This window comes from Glutamicibacter uratoxydans (genome assembly GCF_050753455.1).
Classification (GTDB): Bacteria; Actinomycetota; Actinomycetes; order Actinomycetales; family Micrococcaceae; genus Glutamicibacter; species Glutamicibacter uratoxydans_A.
The window spans coordinates 1,538,652-1,553,953 of the sequence record NZ_CP192736.1; the positions used below are offsets into that span (position 1 = coordinate 1,538,652).

Genomic DNA, 15,302 nt, shown 5'->3' on the forward strand with positions numbered 1-15,302 from the left:
CCCACGCTCCAGAACCGGTGAGGAACCGGCTGGAGCGTGGGATGTCTTTGATCGGTTGCTCGGTAGCCGAGAATTATTCGGCCGGGAAGGGCTGAGCACGCAATAGCTTGGCTAGATGTGCAACGTTCCTGGTGGCAATATCGGTGGCGTTGGCGGTGACCTCGGGGGTTTGCTCTAAGTCCTGATAATCGGTGGTATGCATGGCCTCGCCCACCCAATAGGTGGATCCTTGGCCGGCAATGGTGAAACCAACTTCGGCCAAACCTTGGGATAACTCGGCGATCACGTGGTGCGCCCCGTCCTCATTGCCGACCACCGCAACCATGCCGACCTTGTCGAAAAGGATCGGGCGGCCTTGGTCATCGGTTTCCGCGAGTTCGGCATCTAAGCGTTCCAACACGCGTTGGGCGACACTGGAGGGATGCCCCACCCAAATTGGACTGGCGAGCACCAAAATGTCGCTGGCCAGAAGCTTGTCTCGGAACATCGGCCAGTCATCGCCGGGCCCCATATCTTTAAGCACCCCGGGTTTCACATTGAAGTCCACTAACCGGAATGTCTCGCTTTGCACCCCGTGAGTCGCGAGTTTGTCGGCAACCTGCTGGGCGATGAGCTCGCTACTAGAGTCTTTGGGGGAGGGGGAGAGCGTACAGGTCAGAATCAAGGCTTTAATCGCCGGATCGGTCATGGTAGTACTCCTTAGCTGAAAAGAGAAGGTCGGCTCCGCCTTGGGGGAAACGAAGCCGACCTAAGCAAAGATGCTGCGAAACTAGGGGGAATCTCGCAGCGAGCTTTTATTCGAAGGAAATCAACCTCAACAGATCACCTACCCGATCCTCGGGGTAGTTTTTAGCGATGTCAGCCTGCGAGAGCATCCCGATCAGGGTGTGTCCGTCAATTACCGGTAGGCGGCGGACCTGGTGCTCCTGCATGGTGGTGATGGCTAGCTCGATGCTGTCATCGGCGCCGATGGTCACCGGTTTGCCTTCACCCAGTGAGCCGGCGAGTACCGAGCGCGGATCGTTACCCTGAGCGACTGTCTTCAGCACAATGTCGCGGTCGGTCACCATCCCCTTTAGTCGGTTATCTTCCCCGCAGATGGGTAGGGCGCCCACGTCGAGCTGCGCCATCAGTTGGGCAGCGGCCTCTAGAGTTTCGTTTTCGCCAATGCACTTGGCATTGTCGGTCCTCATTTCGCGTGCGGTCTTCATAACTTCTCCTTGATGCCGTTCAGTAGTTAGATCGTGCTTTTGTGGAGATGTTGGGTTGTTATCACCCGTTCTATTCGCATCGTGAGTAGAGTATCGGCTGGAGCTCTCGCAGCTTCCTGCGCGACACTTTCCACGCTATGAAGTGCAGCCAGAACTGTCGAGGGTCCGCCTATTTTTTGAGGTTTCGCTCAGGTTGATCGGACGGGCGCTGGGCCGCGGATACCCGGCTATTCCTCGTGCCCCTGATCCTGGCTCATGGACCCTTCGGCTGGTGGTGTTTCACCCGGGGGTACACCGCCACCGGGTTCTAGCCCGGTGATCTTCTGTTCCTGCGGATCGGGGTTCGAGGTGGCACCAGCATCGCGTTCGCGCTCGCTGGCCGACTGCGCATCCTTGGCAGCAATTGGTCCCTGCTCACCATTTCTGTTCATTGTCATTCCTCCTCATCTGTTGAGCATTGAGAGCTCGGGGGTATGTAGGCACGCTTTAGGGGGTGGACCTGCCGCCGTTCACGTTCAGCGTTTCGCCCACCACATAGCTGGATTCGGGGGAGGCGAGGAAGACATAGGCCGCTGCGAGTTCCACGGGTTGTCCGGCGCGACCCAGCGGCACATTGTGCCCAAACTTTGGCAACTTATCTTTTGGCTGCCCATCAGAGACCTGAAGCGGAGTCCAGATCGGCCCCGGTGCCACGGCGTTGACCCGGATCCCACGCGGTGCGAGCTGAGTTGCCAGTCCCTTGGTGAAGGCGTTAATTGCGGCCTTCGTGGAGGCATAATCCAACAGCACCGGAGAAGGCTCGTAAGCCTGCACCGAGGTGGTGTTGATGATGCTGGCTCCCTCGGGGAGGTACTTCAACGCGGCCTTAGACAGCGTAAACATGGCCAAGATGTTCACTTGGAAGGTTTCTAAAACCTGTTCGTCGCTCAGATCTTCGATTTGCTCCACGGCAATCTGCTTGCCAGCGTTGTTGACCAAAATATCGAGGCCACCCAGTTCTTTGGCGGCCTGGTCAACCAGCTCGTTGCGGTAATTGGATTCCAGTAAATCTCCGGGCAGCGCCACCGCGGTGCGGCCTTCTTGTTGAATCACCGAGATGATCTTTTGCGCATCTTCCTCTTCCGCGGGCAGGTAGGCGATGGCTACATCGGCACCCTCGCGGGCGAAGGCAATAGCCACCGCCGCGCCGATCCCGGAATCACCGCCGGTAATGAGGGCTTTGCGACCTTTAAGCCGGCCGGTCCCCACGTAGGACTGCTCACCATGGTCGGCTTGCGGCTCGAGTTTGGCATCTAATCCGGGTTCGGGTTGGTCTTGCTTGGGTGGGGAGATTTTGGGGTAACGGTCGACCGGATTATCTAAGGACAGCTGATTGTTGTGGGCCGGTGAGGTTGGATCGGGCATATTCATCGTAATCCTCCTAAGCGGGGTTTATGACTGCTCGGATATTTCACGCTAGGACAGCTATGCCACTCTCTCAACCATGTGGCTAGATTCATGGGGAACGTTCAAGAAGCACCGAACTGTCACAAATTCTTGGTTTCGGGATCATCGGATTCTTCGGACTGCAGACGCAAATATCGGCGTTCGTATTCGCGTTGGCTAAAAGTGGCCTGTTGCACCGAAGCGACCTCATCAAAGCTCGAACCAATGGCACCGCCCAGCGTGCCCAAAGACGCGGCCAGCCACGCGAGATTGACGTATTCGCTCGGAGACACCGGGTGATCGAGCTGGAAGGCCAGGAACTCGTGGTCAATGACAACGAGGGAACCCAGAAGGAGCGCCAAGAACAGCAGACAGTACATCGCCGCGGCCGCAATAATGAGGGTGAGAACCGTGGCGACGTTATAGAGAACAGCTCGTTCCTTGCGACGCTGCCCATGCGGGTTCTCCCATAGCCGGTTATGGAATAACAGCCACAAGCTGAGTACAAGGATGCTGACTAGGGTGATAAAAGCTAGCCGCAGACTACTGAGGTAATCTGCCATGGACCAGATACTGGTGTAGAACACACCAAAGGCGCCGGTGGCCGCCGCTCCGGCGAGCGCCGAGGATAGACGGGGAACGAGCCGCCAGGGCCGATTGCTGCGCACCATTCCGCTGACCAAGAAAATGCGTCCGCGCAAACCCCGAATGCTTTCATATCGATCCCCGCTCTGCCCATCGGTCTGCGGTTCTTGGATGCTGCCGCGCACCGAGAGTGTGCGAGCTAAGCGGGACGGAGGAGTTAGCTGGGGTTCCATGCCAGAGAGTTCACGGAGGACTTCCATAACCACGGTTGACACGTTGCGGGGAAGCGCAAACCCGAGACTGGGCACCACTAGAGTCGCCGCCCCATAGGCTCGGCTAATGATCCGGCTGACCGGCTGTTCATGGCGATACTGCGGGATGTCGGTGAGGTAGATGATGTAATCCCACCCAAACTTTTCGCGCAACATAGCCACATGCTCGTTCAAAAGCACCTGCCCGGAGTCATCCAAGGGAAGGGTTAGGGGGTCTACCTCGACCACCCATTGGTGAGCGTGGTGATCTTCCCGGTGCAGTAAACGTTCGAGCCGTTTCCGTATTTTTCCAGCCAGTGCTTGGGCAATCCCGGGATCGGCCACGAGGCCTACGGTGCGCTGTGCTGGATCTGGTGTGCGAATGGGGTACCTCCGCCAAGGTTGGATTGCCGGGTTCAGCAACGGTAGGTTCGACCCTTCACGGTAAGATCAGGTGATCAGGATGCGCCAGCGGATCCAGATACTTCGCAGGATCCTGTCACCAACTGTTGCGACCTTTTTTAGGTTTTCTGAGTGTAGCCGCAGACTTTCCCGATCCGTCTTGTCCGCCTTCTCTGGCTGTGGAAGTCTCGCAGCATTGCGTGAGCCGAGGAACTGCAGCCGAAGTCGGTCCATCGGGCGGCATACGTATCGTCTTGAACACTGTCCTTATTTAGGAGCAATCCAGATGAAAGCACTGACCTGGCAAGGAAAACGACAAGTTGAATATCGTGAGGTTCCCGATCCACGGATTGAAGAACCAACGGACGCGATCGTGCGCATCACCTCCACCGCCATTTGCGGTTCGGATCTCCACCTCTATGAGCTGCTTGGCCCCTATATGCACCAAGGTGATGTGTTGGGACACGAAGCCATGGGGATCGTGGAAGAAGTCGGTTCGGAAGTGACCGAACTATCGGTGGGGGACCGCGTGGTCATCCCCTTCAACATTGCCTGCGGGGATTGTTGGATGTGCCGCCGCGGGCTGCAATCGCAGTGCGAAACCACCCAAGTCCGAAAGTTCGACAAGGGTGCGGCCCTCTTTGGCTACTCGGAGTTGTATGGTCAGGTGGCCGGGGGACAAGCCGAGTACCTGCGAGTTCCTCACGCACAGTACGGGGCGATCAAAGTGGGTCAGGAACTGCCCGATCACCGCTACCTTTTCTTATCCGATATTTTGCCCACCGCATGGCAAGGCGTGGAGTATGCCAATGTCCCAGACGGTGGAACTCTGGCGGTATTTGGTCTGGGACCGGTAGGGCAGTTAGCGGCACGGATCGGAGCTCACTTGGGACATGAGGTCATCGCGGTCGACCCGGTGCCTGAGCGCCGCGCCATGGCTTCACGTCACGGAATAAAGACCATGGATTTCTCCAAACACACCGTGGGCCAGTTACGCGAAATGACTGGACGCGGCCCGGATGCGGTACTGGACACCGTCGGTATGGAAGCGCACGGTTCCCCGGGAGCCTCCCTTCTGCAATCTGCTGTCGGGTTGCTTCCCGATCCGGTGGCGCAAAAAGCCATGGAAACCATGTCGGTGGATCGCACCGTGGTGCTCCATTCTGCGATCTCCGCAGTACGCCGCGGAGGCACCATTTCGCTCAGTGGGGTGTATTCCGGCGCGGCGACGCCCATGCCGCTATTGGAGATGTTCGATAAGCAGATTCAACTGCGCCAAGGGCAATGCAACGTCAAGAATTGGACGGAGCAGTTGCTGCCGTTCACCGAGGACTCGGCAGACCCGCTAGGGCTGGATGATCTGGTGACCCATCAGGTGAGCCTCGAAGAAGGACCGAAGATGTATGAGACCTTCCAAAAGAAGGAAGATCAGTGCATCAAGGTGGTGATGACCCCGTAGCCGGGGCACCGATATTTTCGAGTCGTGGCCAGAGCTAGCCGCGCCTACGGGAAGGCCCGGGGCTTCAAACTACCGGCGAACGCACTTGCGACGACTGTGCGCTCGCCGAGAGGGTGGAATCCGTTTTCAGCGATTTATGGTTTTTTGCGTCTGCAGTCCTGAGCCTGTGGCGCGCATCGGATGCCCTCGTCCCTTGACCGCCGGTGACGCGGGTGAAGGTCGTGCCCGATTGGAAGCGTTCGGGGCTTACCTGGAACACTGCCTCGCCCACCTGCGGGAGGAGCAGTCGAATGTGAGCGCATCGCACCAGTGAATCCTTGACCGATCAGGCACACCCAGCATAAGGATCACACATCCAGCTTCTTTCCTCGCCTCCGCGACTAACCACAAAGCTTCCTAGGAGTACTGGCTTCTGACCAAGTGGCACGGCAGATTAGTGTGCAGCAGGAAAGGACGGACAAATGGGACACAGGCCACGGACACAGATCGGTGCACAGAGCATCACGCCCAATAATGTGGATGCGGTACTCTGCTCCGTCTGCGGCACCGCCAGAGCGGGGCTGAACCAGAACGTTGGTCGGCGTAACCGGGATTCCCGTGCGGCACACGAGGGATCTTGGCGGTCACTGCGATCCTTCACGACCGTCTGGGCTACGTGCGGCACCCCGCCGCGTCATCCGGTCCCAAGTTGTCGGCTGCGGCCAGCTAGAACGGGTTCCGTCACCGGACACAAGCGTGCCTCACAACCCATCGATCCGCCGTGCCCGCCGTAGGGCAGTCGGCCCCGAAACCGCTGTAAAAACCCGGGAATGCTAGCAACTCACCCTGAGAATGAAGGAGTGCATCATGAAAATACTCGTCAAGATCCTTGGAACCGTCCTCTCCTTACTCACCGGCTGGTTAGGAACCAAAGTCGTTAGCGGGCTATGGAAAACCGTGACCGGTGAGCAGCCTCCGGCACCGAACAATCCCGAAGTTCAGCAGGAATCAACCCTAGGCAAGGTGCTGACTTTCGCCATCATTTCCGGCGCCAGCGCGGCGGTGATTCAAGCGATCACTAAGCGCTGGACCAGAGACTTGGAAGCTAAAGCCGGCTCCCACTAGCACCTAAACTAAAGGATTCCCAGCCCATTGATAAGGACAGGAGATCGGTGAGAACCGCATTAGTGTCTTTTGCCGCAGCGAAAACAAGCAACGGAGTGGTGCCCACCGCCGAGAGCTGGCCCACCGCTGAGCTGATACTGGAGGCCGCCGCGAATGCAGCGGGCGATCCGCAGCCGATTCTGCAGATCCTCGCCGAGGACGCCTACCCGCCACCGACCCCCGGGAATGGACACACACGTGAGCTATGGGAGCTGTTGGCCAGCGTCTCGGTACGGGATCTGAGCGCGGCACGGGCCTTGGAACCACATTTGGATGCCGCCGCAATCCTTTATGAGGCGTCCATCCCTTGGACCGCAAACGGGAGCTGGGCAGTGTATGCGGCCGAAGGCCAAGGGATGCGTCTGGAGGCCGAGCACGTCGGCAACACCTGGATATTGAATGGAACCAAACCGTGGTGCTCACTCTCAACAGCTGTTGACCGGGCCTTAGTCAGCGCACATACGGAACATGGGCGGGCACTGTTCGCAGTGCACATGCGTGATCCGGGAATCATCGGGGTACCGCAACCGTGGGTGAGTCACGGGCTGCACCGGATCCCGAGCGGACCCGTCCAATTCCAACAAATCCGAGCCGAGGCGGTAGAGGAGCCCGGATGGTATCTGCAACGACCAGGGTTCGCGATTGGTGGGGTCGGGGTAGCCGCCTGCTGGTTTGGTGCAGCCGTCGGGATCTTCCGCGACCTGCTGCACCGAGCCGAAAGCCGAGAACCGGATCAGCTGGCCTTAGCGTGGCTGGGCGAAGCAGACCGGCTGTTGGCAGCCGGCGCAAGCACTCTCAAGGATGCGGCCACACTGGCCGATCTGGGTGAATTGGGCGCGGTCCAAGCTTACCGGGCACGCGGGACGATAGCGCAGATCTGCGAACGAATCATCCAGCTCCATGCGCACGCCACAGGCCCGGCACCCTTAGCCTTTGATGAGCCACATGCCCGGCGCGTGGCCGATCTGAGCGTGTATCTACGTCAACACCACGCGGCACGTGACGATGCGGTGCTCGGGAAAATGCTATTGGATCAGCGGCAGAAAGGAGACGTGGAATCATGGTGAGCTTCAGCCACACCCAGCGGGGAACCAGTGCCAGAGAATGGGTCGAACACGGGCTGGGTGAGATTACCAAAATTGAACCGGATGATCTCTTTGCGCACGCCGAGCGGCTTGTGGTCCTGGTGGCTCACCCGGATGATGAGACTCTGGGAGCCGGCGGCTTAATCAACCTCGCGCTGCGACGCGGAATCCAGGTCCAGGTGCTGTTATGTAGCTTCGGCGAAAGATCCCACCCAGATTCTCCGACGCATAGCGCTGCCATGCTCACCGAACGGCGGAAAACCGAGATGGTCCATGCCATGGATGCTCTGCAATCTTCCGCACCCGGTCCAGGCTTATTAGACATTAAGTTCGGGAATTTTCCGGACGGGATGCTCAGTGAATATGTCGACCAGATTGAGATCGTGCTCCACTCAACACTCGGGGACACCGGGTGCATTATCGCTAGCACCTACCGGGATGACGGTCATCCGGATCATGAAACTCTCGCCAACCTCGCGGGCCGCCTAGCCTCCGAACGTGGCCTCTGGCATCTAGAGTTCCCCATCTGGTATTGGCATTGGGCCGAACCGGAGCACGACACACGGTGGAAGCACTGGCATCGGTTGCCACTGGATCGCACCGCAGCAAAGGCCAAGCACCGAGCCATTGGAGCCCACACTTCGCAGATCGAACCACTCTCAGCCCAGCCAGGTGACGAGGCGATCCTGCCTGCGCGGGTTCGTGAACACTTTCTGGCAGGGCAGGAGTTCTTCCGCTGTACTCGACCCGGGCAACGCGATGCTCAATCAGCGAGCACAGTCTTCGAACGCCTCTATCGACAACGCCCCGATCCGTGGGATTACCGCAGCAGCGACTACGAACGGCGTAAACAGCAGATCTTGCTCGCCTGCTTACCCGCAGCACAGTACGCCCGCACCTTGGAGTTGGGTTGCTCGATCGGGGTTCAGAGCGCTGCCCTCGCCCAACGCAGCGCCGAACTGGTCGCCGTGGATGCCAGTGAACGTGCGCTGCATCAGGCCCGGCAGGAGGTGGGCCCCAACGAACTGGTCCGCTTCGAGCATGCCGTCATTCCCCGGCAGTGGCCCGCGCTACCGGCAGAATCGGTGGACTTGGTGGTGTTCAGCGAGATCGGCTACTTCCTCGCCGCCGATGAGCTAGCCCAAGTGTTCGACAAGATTTCCCAAACCCTCCAACCCGGCGGCCACCTCGCACTCTGTCACTGGCTACATCCCATCGAGGGGTGGCCGCTGGATGGGCGGGATGTTCACAAAGTAGCTGAAGAACTGGGCTGGGACCGGCTGGTGATCCATGAGGAAAAGGATTTCATGGTCGAAATCCTCGCCAAACCCGGGGGTCAACAATGAGCAGAAAACTAGCGGCGATTGCCATCGTCGTGCCAGCACACAATGAGCAGGAGCTACTGAACGGGTGCTTGGAATCCATCAGAGACACAATGAATCACTTCGCCCGGTTACATCCCGCAGTGCACTTGTCCTGCACGGTCGTATGTGACGCCTGCACCGATAACAGTGAGCAGTTAGTCGCCCAGATGTGTGCCCGCGATTCGAGGTTCACCCTGGTACGAACCAACCGGCATAACGTGGGCGCGGCGCGGGCACTGGCAGTGGATTGCGCCTTGCAACGGATACCGACACAGATCGCAGCCGAGCAAATGTGGCTTGCCAGCACCGATGCCGACACCCGGGTTCCCGAGCACTGGCTCGAAGAATTTGCATTGCTCCACCGCCACGGGGCACAAGCGGTCACCGGGACCGTGGAGCCGGAATACAGCGACTTAGACCCCGAGCGGTTCGCACGATGGAAAGCCGCCTATCAACCAGTAGCCGGGCACCAGCACATTCACGGGGCGAACCTAGGAGTCATTGCCTCGGCATATCTGGCGGTGGGAGGATTTGCCGCGCTGACCGCGCACGAGGATGTGAAACTCATTGAAGATTTACGTGCCGCGAACTATCGGGTGGTGGGCAGTGAACGTCTGCAAGTGGTGACCTCCGGACGGTTAGAAGGCCGGGTCAATGAAGGGTTCGCCAAGTATCTTGCCGCACTGCAACCGGAGGCGACACCGGTACCTTAGAGACGGTTCACCGGCCTATCGGCTCGCATCGGGCCGCGCCCGGGGGAGTATAGGAATAACTCTCTAGTTTCACGCAGCGGCCGCTGCGTTCAGCAAGCGCTGGAGCGAACTACTAACCCCATTCTGCTCGTGCCTCAGCGATACTTCTTGCCGACCGACCCCACGGCACGCATCAGTGGCTGCTTACTCGGAATGCGCGATCAGATGTTTGCCGTTCTCCGGAAGCGTCGCGATGGAGCCGCTAGCTGGTCCGTCAACCACGACGTTTGAAAAGTGCATCGGAAGGCCTTGACCAGTCCAGAACGACACGCGATCCATCAGCTGCGCATGTACGTGGGGTTTGCTGCTATTGCCCGAGTTACCGCAATAGCCCACGAGCACACCGGCCGCGATACGCTCACCAACAGCCACTCTCACAGACCCCTGCTTCAGGTGCGCGAGAACAGCATAGACACCGTCATCACTGCGAATGATGACATGGTTGCCGATCACAAATCCGGGACCGCCAAGTTCTCGAAGCGCCCCCTCAATCATCATGTAGGTAACGCCCCACATGTTCGATCGGGCCAGATGATCCCGCCGCCAATCCGACGCACGCACCACAGTGCCTTCGATCATGGAGTACACCGGTTGCCCGAAGGCGGGGTATTGATTCGGATCGCGCATCGTCCGCTTACCGAATTCTGGACGCGGCGCGTGGATTTCGTCATATGCCAGGTCAATCGCGTAGGCCTGTACGTAGGCGCGAACGCCGTGACTTGGCACCGCGGACCCCGGGCTATTAAGTGCCTGCCACCGTCCAATGATCGGTGCAAGAACTGCTCGTGAGGGCACTGGTACTAACAGACGCGGACCGGTGTAGGTTAGGACCACGCAGAGCGCTGCCACTGCCATTGCCTCCAGCACCACCGTGGTTCGGTAGGGTGCAGCCGCATCTGCCGTGATGAACCGGCCAAAGATTGCGTTACCGATGAGGATCCCGGCTGCTGCAAAATATCGCGGGCCGCGTACTCGGTAGCTCGCCAGGAGTCCGCGTTTCATCGTTCCGCTCCCGTCAGGCAGGCGAGCAGCGGAACGACGCGGGCTGCCGGAACTTCGTAGCTACCGCGACCGCTCTGCCGTACCCATCCAGCTGCCACGAGCTGTCTGAGATGATGGTGCAGTTTTCCGGTGGATCCCAGCGACGCAACTTCAGCGAGTTCCGCGGTCCCGTGCACTCCCGAGAGAATATGCTTGATGAGCTCCAGGCGTCCCGGATGCCCGAGCGCACTGAACGTTGCGGCGAAGTCTGACCAGTCTGTTTCGAGCAAACCGCTGCTAGCGGCACTTTGTTGCCAGGCCACCGGCGCGCCACTGGTCAAAGTGAGGCTGCCGACAATCATCACCGCGCCATCCGCCGTGCGTGGGTGGTCTGCTAGTCGTTCCCGCAGCCCATGCAATGCCCAGAACTGCTCTTCGTCAGGCACTGGTACTGAAGCCGAGGTTTGAGGCTTGCGATTTCGGTCAGATTCAAGTTGCGCCACCCGCTCTGTCAATTCAGCCAGCGCCTGCCTGAGGTCTTCAAGTTCATTCGCCATGATTCAATAGTGCGATACTCCAAATAAACGTAGTAGGCCGCAGATGCATCAATCCCGCAGTTTGTCGGTACGCGGCCACATCCACCAAACCGCTGATCTGAAGTTCAGGCCAAGGGTTGAGCTGGAAGCTTTTGCAGCGTGAGATCGAGAGCCAAGGTCGGCCCGCGTCCAACCTGTCGACCTTCGAAGAACCCGAGGATCTGACTTCCTCCAGGCTCACGACATCGGGCAATTTCTTGAATGGTTGCGGGTAGCAGCTCCGGAGTCACCCGAATCGCGGAATGCCAGACGGGGATTTCGACTAGGCTAGCCGACTGTACGGGGAGAGCACTCAGATCCGTGAGATGGAACGTGGTTTTCGGAAAGCGGTTCCGAGCACCGTCGAAAAAGGCTGGCACTATATCGACGCCTGCGATACGACCGGAGACATTGCTTCGATAGATCCGAGGAATTTCGTGTACTCGAAGTTCACATCTCCTGCTGAAAGAAAATCAGCCCGCGCCTTCCGGCAACGGGCTGATCATGATGTTAATCATCGTAGCAGGGTGACTGACGGACGGTAATAAGCAGGCCTGAACAGTAGCCCCGCTCCAAACGGCACAGCTAGGGCCGAAACGCGGATAGACGCTAAATCTCCAGTCGCAGAAGGGCCTGCAGTTAACAACCCTTCACCACCAGCTCAGCGCCCAGCCAGCACACAGTAGTGGGCGAGTTCCGGTCCCGAGAATGGGGTGCTTCGAAACTCAAGTGCCTAGAACTCTCGAAACGCTGACGATTGCGCACGTTGAGTCGCTGTTGCTGTCGCATTCAAGTCCGTACACCAGTGGGGATACACGCGAAAGCCGCGCTTGCCAGCCCCTTGGCCGGAGGTGATTCCGAGCTGGGCAAGGTGCGATGCGGTGAAGCGAAAGACTCCGCGCTGACCAAGCTGCTCCACGAACACCAGCAAACCCGCATGCACGGAACCAGCCGAGAAGGGTTCGGTCACGCCGTTCTCATCGCGCGACCAAAACGCCAGAAAAGCACCGGGCTTGGTCGGGGTAGTGCGCGCGGTCCTGATATGCCAGTACTCCTCGCCAATTCTCGCAAGTCCCGACTCGTAGTCACTGTTCTGCGATTCGGGCGTCACCGATGCGGATACTCCAATCGCGGCCACGTAGGCCTCAAATGCACTGAATGACACCCCATGAATCTATCAGTGCGGATCGTCATGGGCTCATGGGCTCATGGGCGGGCCGCTGGCGCTAGAGATTTAAGCGAAACGCGACTAGACGTTTGATCTCCAGTCGCAGACGTCGCCACACATACCAACCCCTAAAAGCGTTACGCAAGTGCCCGCGCCATCACTGCTTGCTGCACAAGCAACAAGAACCGCTTGAACTCATGCCCAATAAAGGCACCGTGCAGGATCGCGTCGGAGCTGACTTCACGCCCCCGAACGAAAGGCGGACATGGTGCGAACCGCGCCCCCTTTGGGGTGAGGCCCAGCAACTCAGAGGTCACTTGATACGGAAAAAGCTGATCTGCGTTTGGGCCCGGTCCATCGGTGATCACAACATCAGCTGTGCGGATCGCGTCACGAAGCACGCCTTTCCAAGGCATGCCTTCAACACGAAGTTCTTCAGGGCAGCTTTGATGAATGTTGAGGTCATATGCTTGCGCTGCTTTCCACCATGCCCTGGCGATATTTCCATCCGCACCCACAAACAGGAAGCGAAGCCGTGTAATATCGGCCTCACGCGAGAGCGCGTAAAAATCCAACAGCACTTCGCAAGGGTGATTGACCGAGGTCATCGCATTGATCACTGGCAGCACGTTTGCCGAAGCGAGCCGCTCTCAGACTCCAATGTCGGACTGTCGAACGACAAGTAGGCTCGCCCATTGACTGAGATATGCGGCCACATCCGTCAGATCCTCGTTCCTATCGAGCGACTCAGGCGGGAACGTGACAGGTTGTATGCCCATTTGCGAGGCACCCCGTTCAAACGACAACCGTGTGCGCAGACTCGAAGGAGGAAAGAACATGGCCGCTGCAGCCTCGAACCGTGGCCCCGCACCAACCGCGTACTGATCGACGACCTCGAAGAGCTCGGCGAGTTCCGGCCTCCCCCAATCGCACAAGGTGAGAAGATGGCCCGCTTCGATAGCTTTCTTGCTCACGCGACCTTCAACGGAGCAATCTCTGCGATCTGATCCCCTGCGATGTCCTCAGCCCGTTCGAGTTCGTAGTGGCTTTGCAAGTTAATCCAGAACTCTGCCGACGTGCCAAAGTACTTTGACAGCCGCAGGGCAGTGTCGGCGCTAATTCCACGCTTGCCATGAACGATCTCATTGATGCGCCTGGGTGGCACCCCAATGTCCACCGCGAGCCGGTTCTGCGTAATCTCGAACCCTTTGATGAAATCTTCCATGAGAATCTCGCCCGGGTGAATGGGGGGAATCTTGTCAATGATAGTCAATGATCTCCACCTCCTCTGGTCCAGTGTCTGTCCAGATAAAGCAGATCCGCCACTGGTTATTAATTCTGATACTGTACTGCCCGGAACGGTCGCCCTTAAGCGCCTCAAGCCGGTTACCTGGCGGGACACGAAGATCGTCGAGAATTTCTGCGGCCCCCACCTGACGAAGCTTGCGCAGAGCGACCGAGTGAATCCGAGGATCAATCGACCGAACACGTTCGCGTCGCCACAATCGTTCGGTGTCTTTGTTTCCGAACGATCTGATCACCACTTAAGCATATAACGCGGCGCGTTAATAACGCTAGACGTTAAACCTCCAGTCGCAAGCTTCGCCTTCCTGCAACTGCTTCGGTGTGGGCTTACGTAGCGCCGAGGAGGGGCATGGTCTGATGTGAAGTGGTCTCGCTGCTGCTGGACACGCAACGGGTTCACACTTCGTCTGCTACCAGTGACACGCTGAACCCGAGGGGCCGAGCCCGACGACGCCGCAGTCGAACGTAGAGTCCGTTGCCGGCGTTCAGTTCTTATGAGCTAGTGACCTGTCGGCGAACGAGTGGCATCGAGTGGCAGGGCTCTGACTGGTTCCGGAATAGAAGCCGGCGTCATCGGGCACGAGAACAGAGACCCGATCTCGATATCGCTGACCGAGTTCCGATTCAGCGTCTGCTGGCTTCAGCCGCGAGTTCGTCGTTGCCGAAACGCGGGCCGCGCTGAGCCCGGTCTTTCGTCTTACCAGAGGCGGTGGTGTGCGGCGGCTCGCTACAGCTCTGGGGTTCGTGCTTGTCTGGGAGCGACTAGCTGACGCATCCCTCGCTTTGTTCCGTGAGCATCCAGCCATCGTGAGTTGAAGTGAGGTGGATGGTCCCGCACTTGCCGGTTCCGATATAGGTAGAGAACAGCGTCGCTTCCGATGCAGTCTCCGAGACGACCTCCACAGTGACCTCAGCGCTTGCCCCGGTAGCTGTGTACATGGCCGCGGTTGTCGTGATCATCGTGTTGCAGTCGGGGAACTGTGTTCCGAGGCTTGCCGAGAACTCGGAGATCATGCGTTTTTGCAGCTCATCGGACATCAGCGAGCACGCCAGTGCTGCGTCCGGTTCCCGTGACGCAGCAAGCCAGGCGAGATAACTCTCGACGGGGGTGGCGCGTACGTCCTCGCTCGGAGCAGCGGTGGCCGGTGCCGCGGGCTCGTCGGTCCGCGTATCCGAAGCGATCGGAGTTTCCGTGGCAGGTGGCGGTTCGGTTCCGCCGGTACATCCGGCGAGCGTCAGTGCGATCACTGCGCAGAAGATTGGAAGAACAGGGCGTGCAGGCATTTTTCTCCAAAGGCTGAGAACGCTCGTGCGAAACTGTCGGCTGAAGCGAAGACAATAACCAAACCATCATATTTGAGCGCGGAGAACGGTCGTACTCAAATCCGTTTCCGCGGTGACCAGGTTGTTCTCCGATCACCAGCAGACCCGGGTGTCCGGCACCGGTCGAGCAGGGTGCGGTTTTGCCGTCCGTATCGCGCGTCCACCACGCGGGAATGACACCGGGCGTGGTCGGCGTGGTGCGTGCATTCCTCACCAAATCTGGTAATTCCCGACTCATATTCACTGCGCCCGAGCCCATCTTATGACTCTGAA

18 protein-coding genes are annotated in these 15,302 nt (G+C 58.8%); 5 read left to right on the forward strand and 13 right to left on the reverse strand.

Going from position 1 to position 15,302, the window contains the following annotated elements; translation table 11 throughout:
• Positions 1 to 73: 73 nt before the first annotated feature.
• The 5 genes from ACQQZ8_RS06945 to ACQQZ8_RS06965 form a co-directional block, all read right to left on the reverse strand.
• Entirely contained in the window at positions 74 to 688 is a 615-nt protein-coding gene (locus tag ACQQZ8_RS06945; RefSeq protein ID WP_431711932.1) for a flavodoxin family protein, read from the reverse strand.
• Positions 689 to 794: 106 nt separating this feature from the next.
• Entirely contained in the window at positions 795 to 1,211 is a 417-nt protein-coding gene (locus tag ACQQZ8_RS06950; protein ID WP_431711933.1) for a CBS domain-containing protein, read from the reverse strand.
• A 227-nt stretch (positions 1,212 to 1,438) separates the two neighbouring features.
• Complete coding sequence (locus ACQQZ8_RS06955; RefSeq protein ID WP_431711934.1) at positions 1,439 to 1,642, reverse strand: DUF6480 family protein; 204 nt, start codon at positions 1,640 to 1,642, stop codon at positions 1,439 to 1,441.
• A 55-nt stretch (positions 1,643 to 1,697) separates the two neighbouring features.
• The gene (locus ACQQZ8_RS06960) at positions 1,698 to 2,615 is read right to left on the reverse strand and encodes an SDR family oxidoreductase (RefSeq protein ID WP_431711935.1); all 918 of its coding nucleotides are present in this window, start codon (positions 2,613 to 2,615) and stop codon (positions 1,698 to 1,700) included.
• Between the two features lie 122 nt (positions 2,616 to 2,737).
• A complete protein-coding gene (locus tag ACQQZ8_RS06965) occupies positions 2,738 to 3,817 on the reverse strand; it encodes a hypothetical protein (protein WP_431711937.1) in 1,080 nt (359 codons plus the stop codon).
• A 343-nt stretch (positions 3,818 to 4,160) separates the two neighbouring features.
• Here ACQQZ8_RS06965 and ACQQZ8_RS06970 point away from each other — a divergent pair, with 343 nt between their 5' ends.
• From ACQQZ8_RS06970 to ACQQZ8_RS06990, 5 genes are all read left to right on the forward strand, one after another.
• Positions 4,161 to 5,333: a zinc-dependent alcohol dehydrogenase gene (locus tag ACQQZ8_RS06970; protein ID WP_431711938.1), complete on the forward strand. Its 1,173-nt coding sequence runs from the start codon at positions 4,161 to 4,163 to the stop codon at positions 5,331 to 5,333.
• 846 nt (positions 5,334 to 6,179) lie between these two features.
• Positions 6,180 to 6,437: a DUF4235 domain-containing protein gene (locus ACQQZ8_RS06975; protein WP_431711939.1), complete on the forward strand. Its 258-nt coding sequence runs from the start codon at positions 6,180 to 6,182 to the stop codon at positions 6,435 to 6,437.
• A 47-nt stretch (positions 6,438 to 6,484) separates the two neighbouring features.
• Positions 6,485 to 7,543 (forward strand): acyl-CoA dehydrogenase, encoded by a 1,059-nt coding sequence (locus tag ACQQZ8_RS06980; RefSeq protein ID WP_431711940.1) that lies wholly within the window; start codon positions 6,485 to 6,487, stop codon positions 7,541 to 7,543.
• On the forward strand, positions 7,537 to 8,907 hold the full coding sequence (locus ACQQZ8_RS06985; protein WP_431711941.1) for a PIG-L family deacetylase: 1,371 nt from the start codon (positions 7,537 to 7,539) through the stop codon (positions 8,905 to 8,907). Before ACQQZ8_RS06980 ends, ACQQZ8_RS06985 begins: the two co-directional genes overlap by 7 nt.
• The gene (locus ACQQZ8_RS06990; protein ID WP_431711942.1) at positions 8,904 to 9,638 is read left to right on the forward strand and encodes a glycosyltransferase; all 735 of its coding nucleotides are present in this window, start codon (positions 8,904 to 8,906) and stop codon (positions 9,636 to 9,638) included. Before ACQQZ8_RS06985 ends, ACQQZ8_RS06990 begins: the two co-directional genes overlap by 4 nt.
• A 183-nt stretch (positions 9,639 to 9,821) precedes the next feature.
• On the opposite strand, the gene ACQQZ8_RS06995 is transcribed toward ACQQZ8_RS06990, so the two are convergent.
• The 8 genes from ACQQZ8_RS06995 to ACQQZ8_RS07030 all read right to left on the reverse strand — a co-directional run bounded on the left by ACQQZ8_RS06995 (position 9,822) and on the right by ACQQZ8_RS07030 (position 14,990).
• On the reverse strand, positions 9,822 to 10,679 hold the full coding sequence (locus tag ACQQZ8_RS06995; protein WP_431711943.1) for a M23 family metallopeptidase: 858 nt from the start codon (positions 10,677 to 10,679) through the stop codon (positions 9,822 to 9,824).
• On the reverse strand, positions 10,676 to 11,215 hold the full coding sequence (locus tag ACQQZ8_RS07000; protein WP_431711944.1) for an ArsR/SmtB family transcription factor: 540 nt from the start codon (positions 11,213 to 11,215) through the stop codon (positions 10,676 to 10,678). Before ACQQZ8_RS07000 ends, ACQQZ8_RS06995 begins: the two co-directional genes overlap by 4 nt.
• Positions 11,216 to 11,966: 751 nt before the next feature.
• Entirely contained in the window at positions 11,967 to 12,398 is a 432-nt protein-coding gene (locus ACQQZ8_RS07005) for a MepB family protein (RefSeq protein WP_431711945.1), read from the reverse strand.
• A 140-nt stretch (positions 12,399 to 12,538) separates the two neighbouring features.
• Positions 12,539 to 13,021, reverse strand: a complete 483-nt coding sequence (locus tag ACQQZ8_RS07010) for a hypothetical protein (protein WP_431711946.1) — start codon at positions 13,019 to 13,021, stop codon at positions 12,539 to 12,541.
• 30 nt (positions 13,022 to 13,051) lie between these two features.
• On the reverse strand, positions 13,052 to 13,375 hold the full coding sequence (locus ACQQZ8_RS07015) for a hypothetical protein (protein ID WP_431711947.1): 324 nt from the start codon (positions 13,373 to 13,375) through the stop codon (positions 13,052 to 13,054).
• Positions 13,372 to 13,674: a HigA family addiction module antitoxin gene (locus ACQQZ8_RS07020; RefSeq protein WP_431711948.1), complete on the reverse strand. Its 303-nt coding sequence runs from the start codon at positions 13,672 to 13,674 to the stop codon at positions 13,372 to 13,374. Before ACQQZ8_RS07020 ends, ACQQZ8_RS07015 begins: the two co-directional genes overlap by 4 nt.
• A complete protein-coding gene (locus ACQQZ8_RS07025) occupies positions 13,661 to 13,942 on the reverse strand; it encodes a type II toxin-antitoxin system RelE/ParE family toxin (RefSeq protein WP_431711949.1) in 282 nt (93 codons plus the stop codon). The genes ACQQZ8_RS07020 and ACQQZ8_RS07025 overlap by 14 nt, the downstream gene beginning before the upstream one ends.
• Before the next feature lie 526 nt (positions 13,943 to 14,468).
• The gene (locus ACQQZ8_RS07030; protein ID WP_431711950.1) at positions 14,469 to 14,990 is read right to left on the reverse strand and encodes a hypothetical protein; all 522 of its coding nucleotides are present in this window, start codon (positions 14,988 to 14,990) and stop codon (positions 14,469 to 14,471) included.
• Between the last annotated feature and the right edge of the window lie 312 nt (positions 14,991 to 15,302).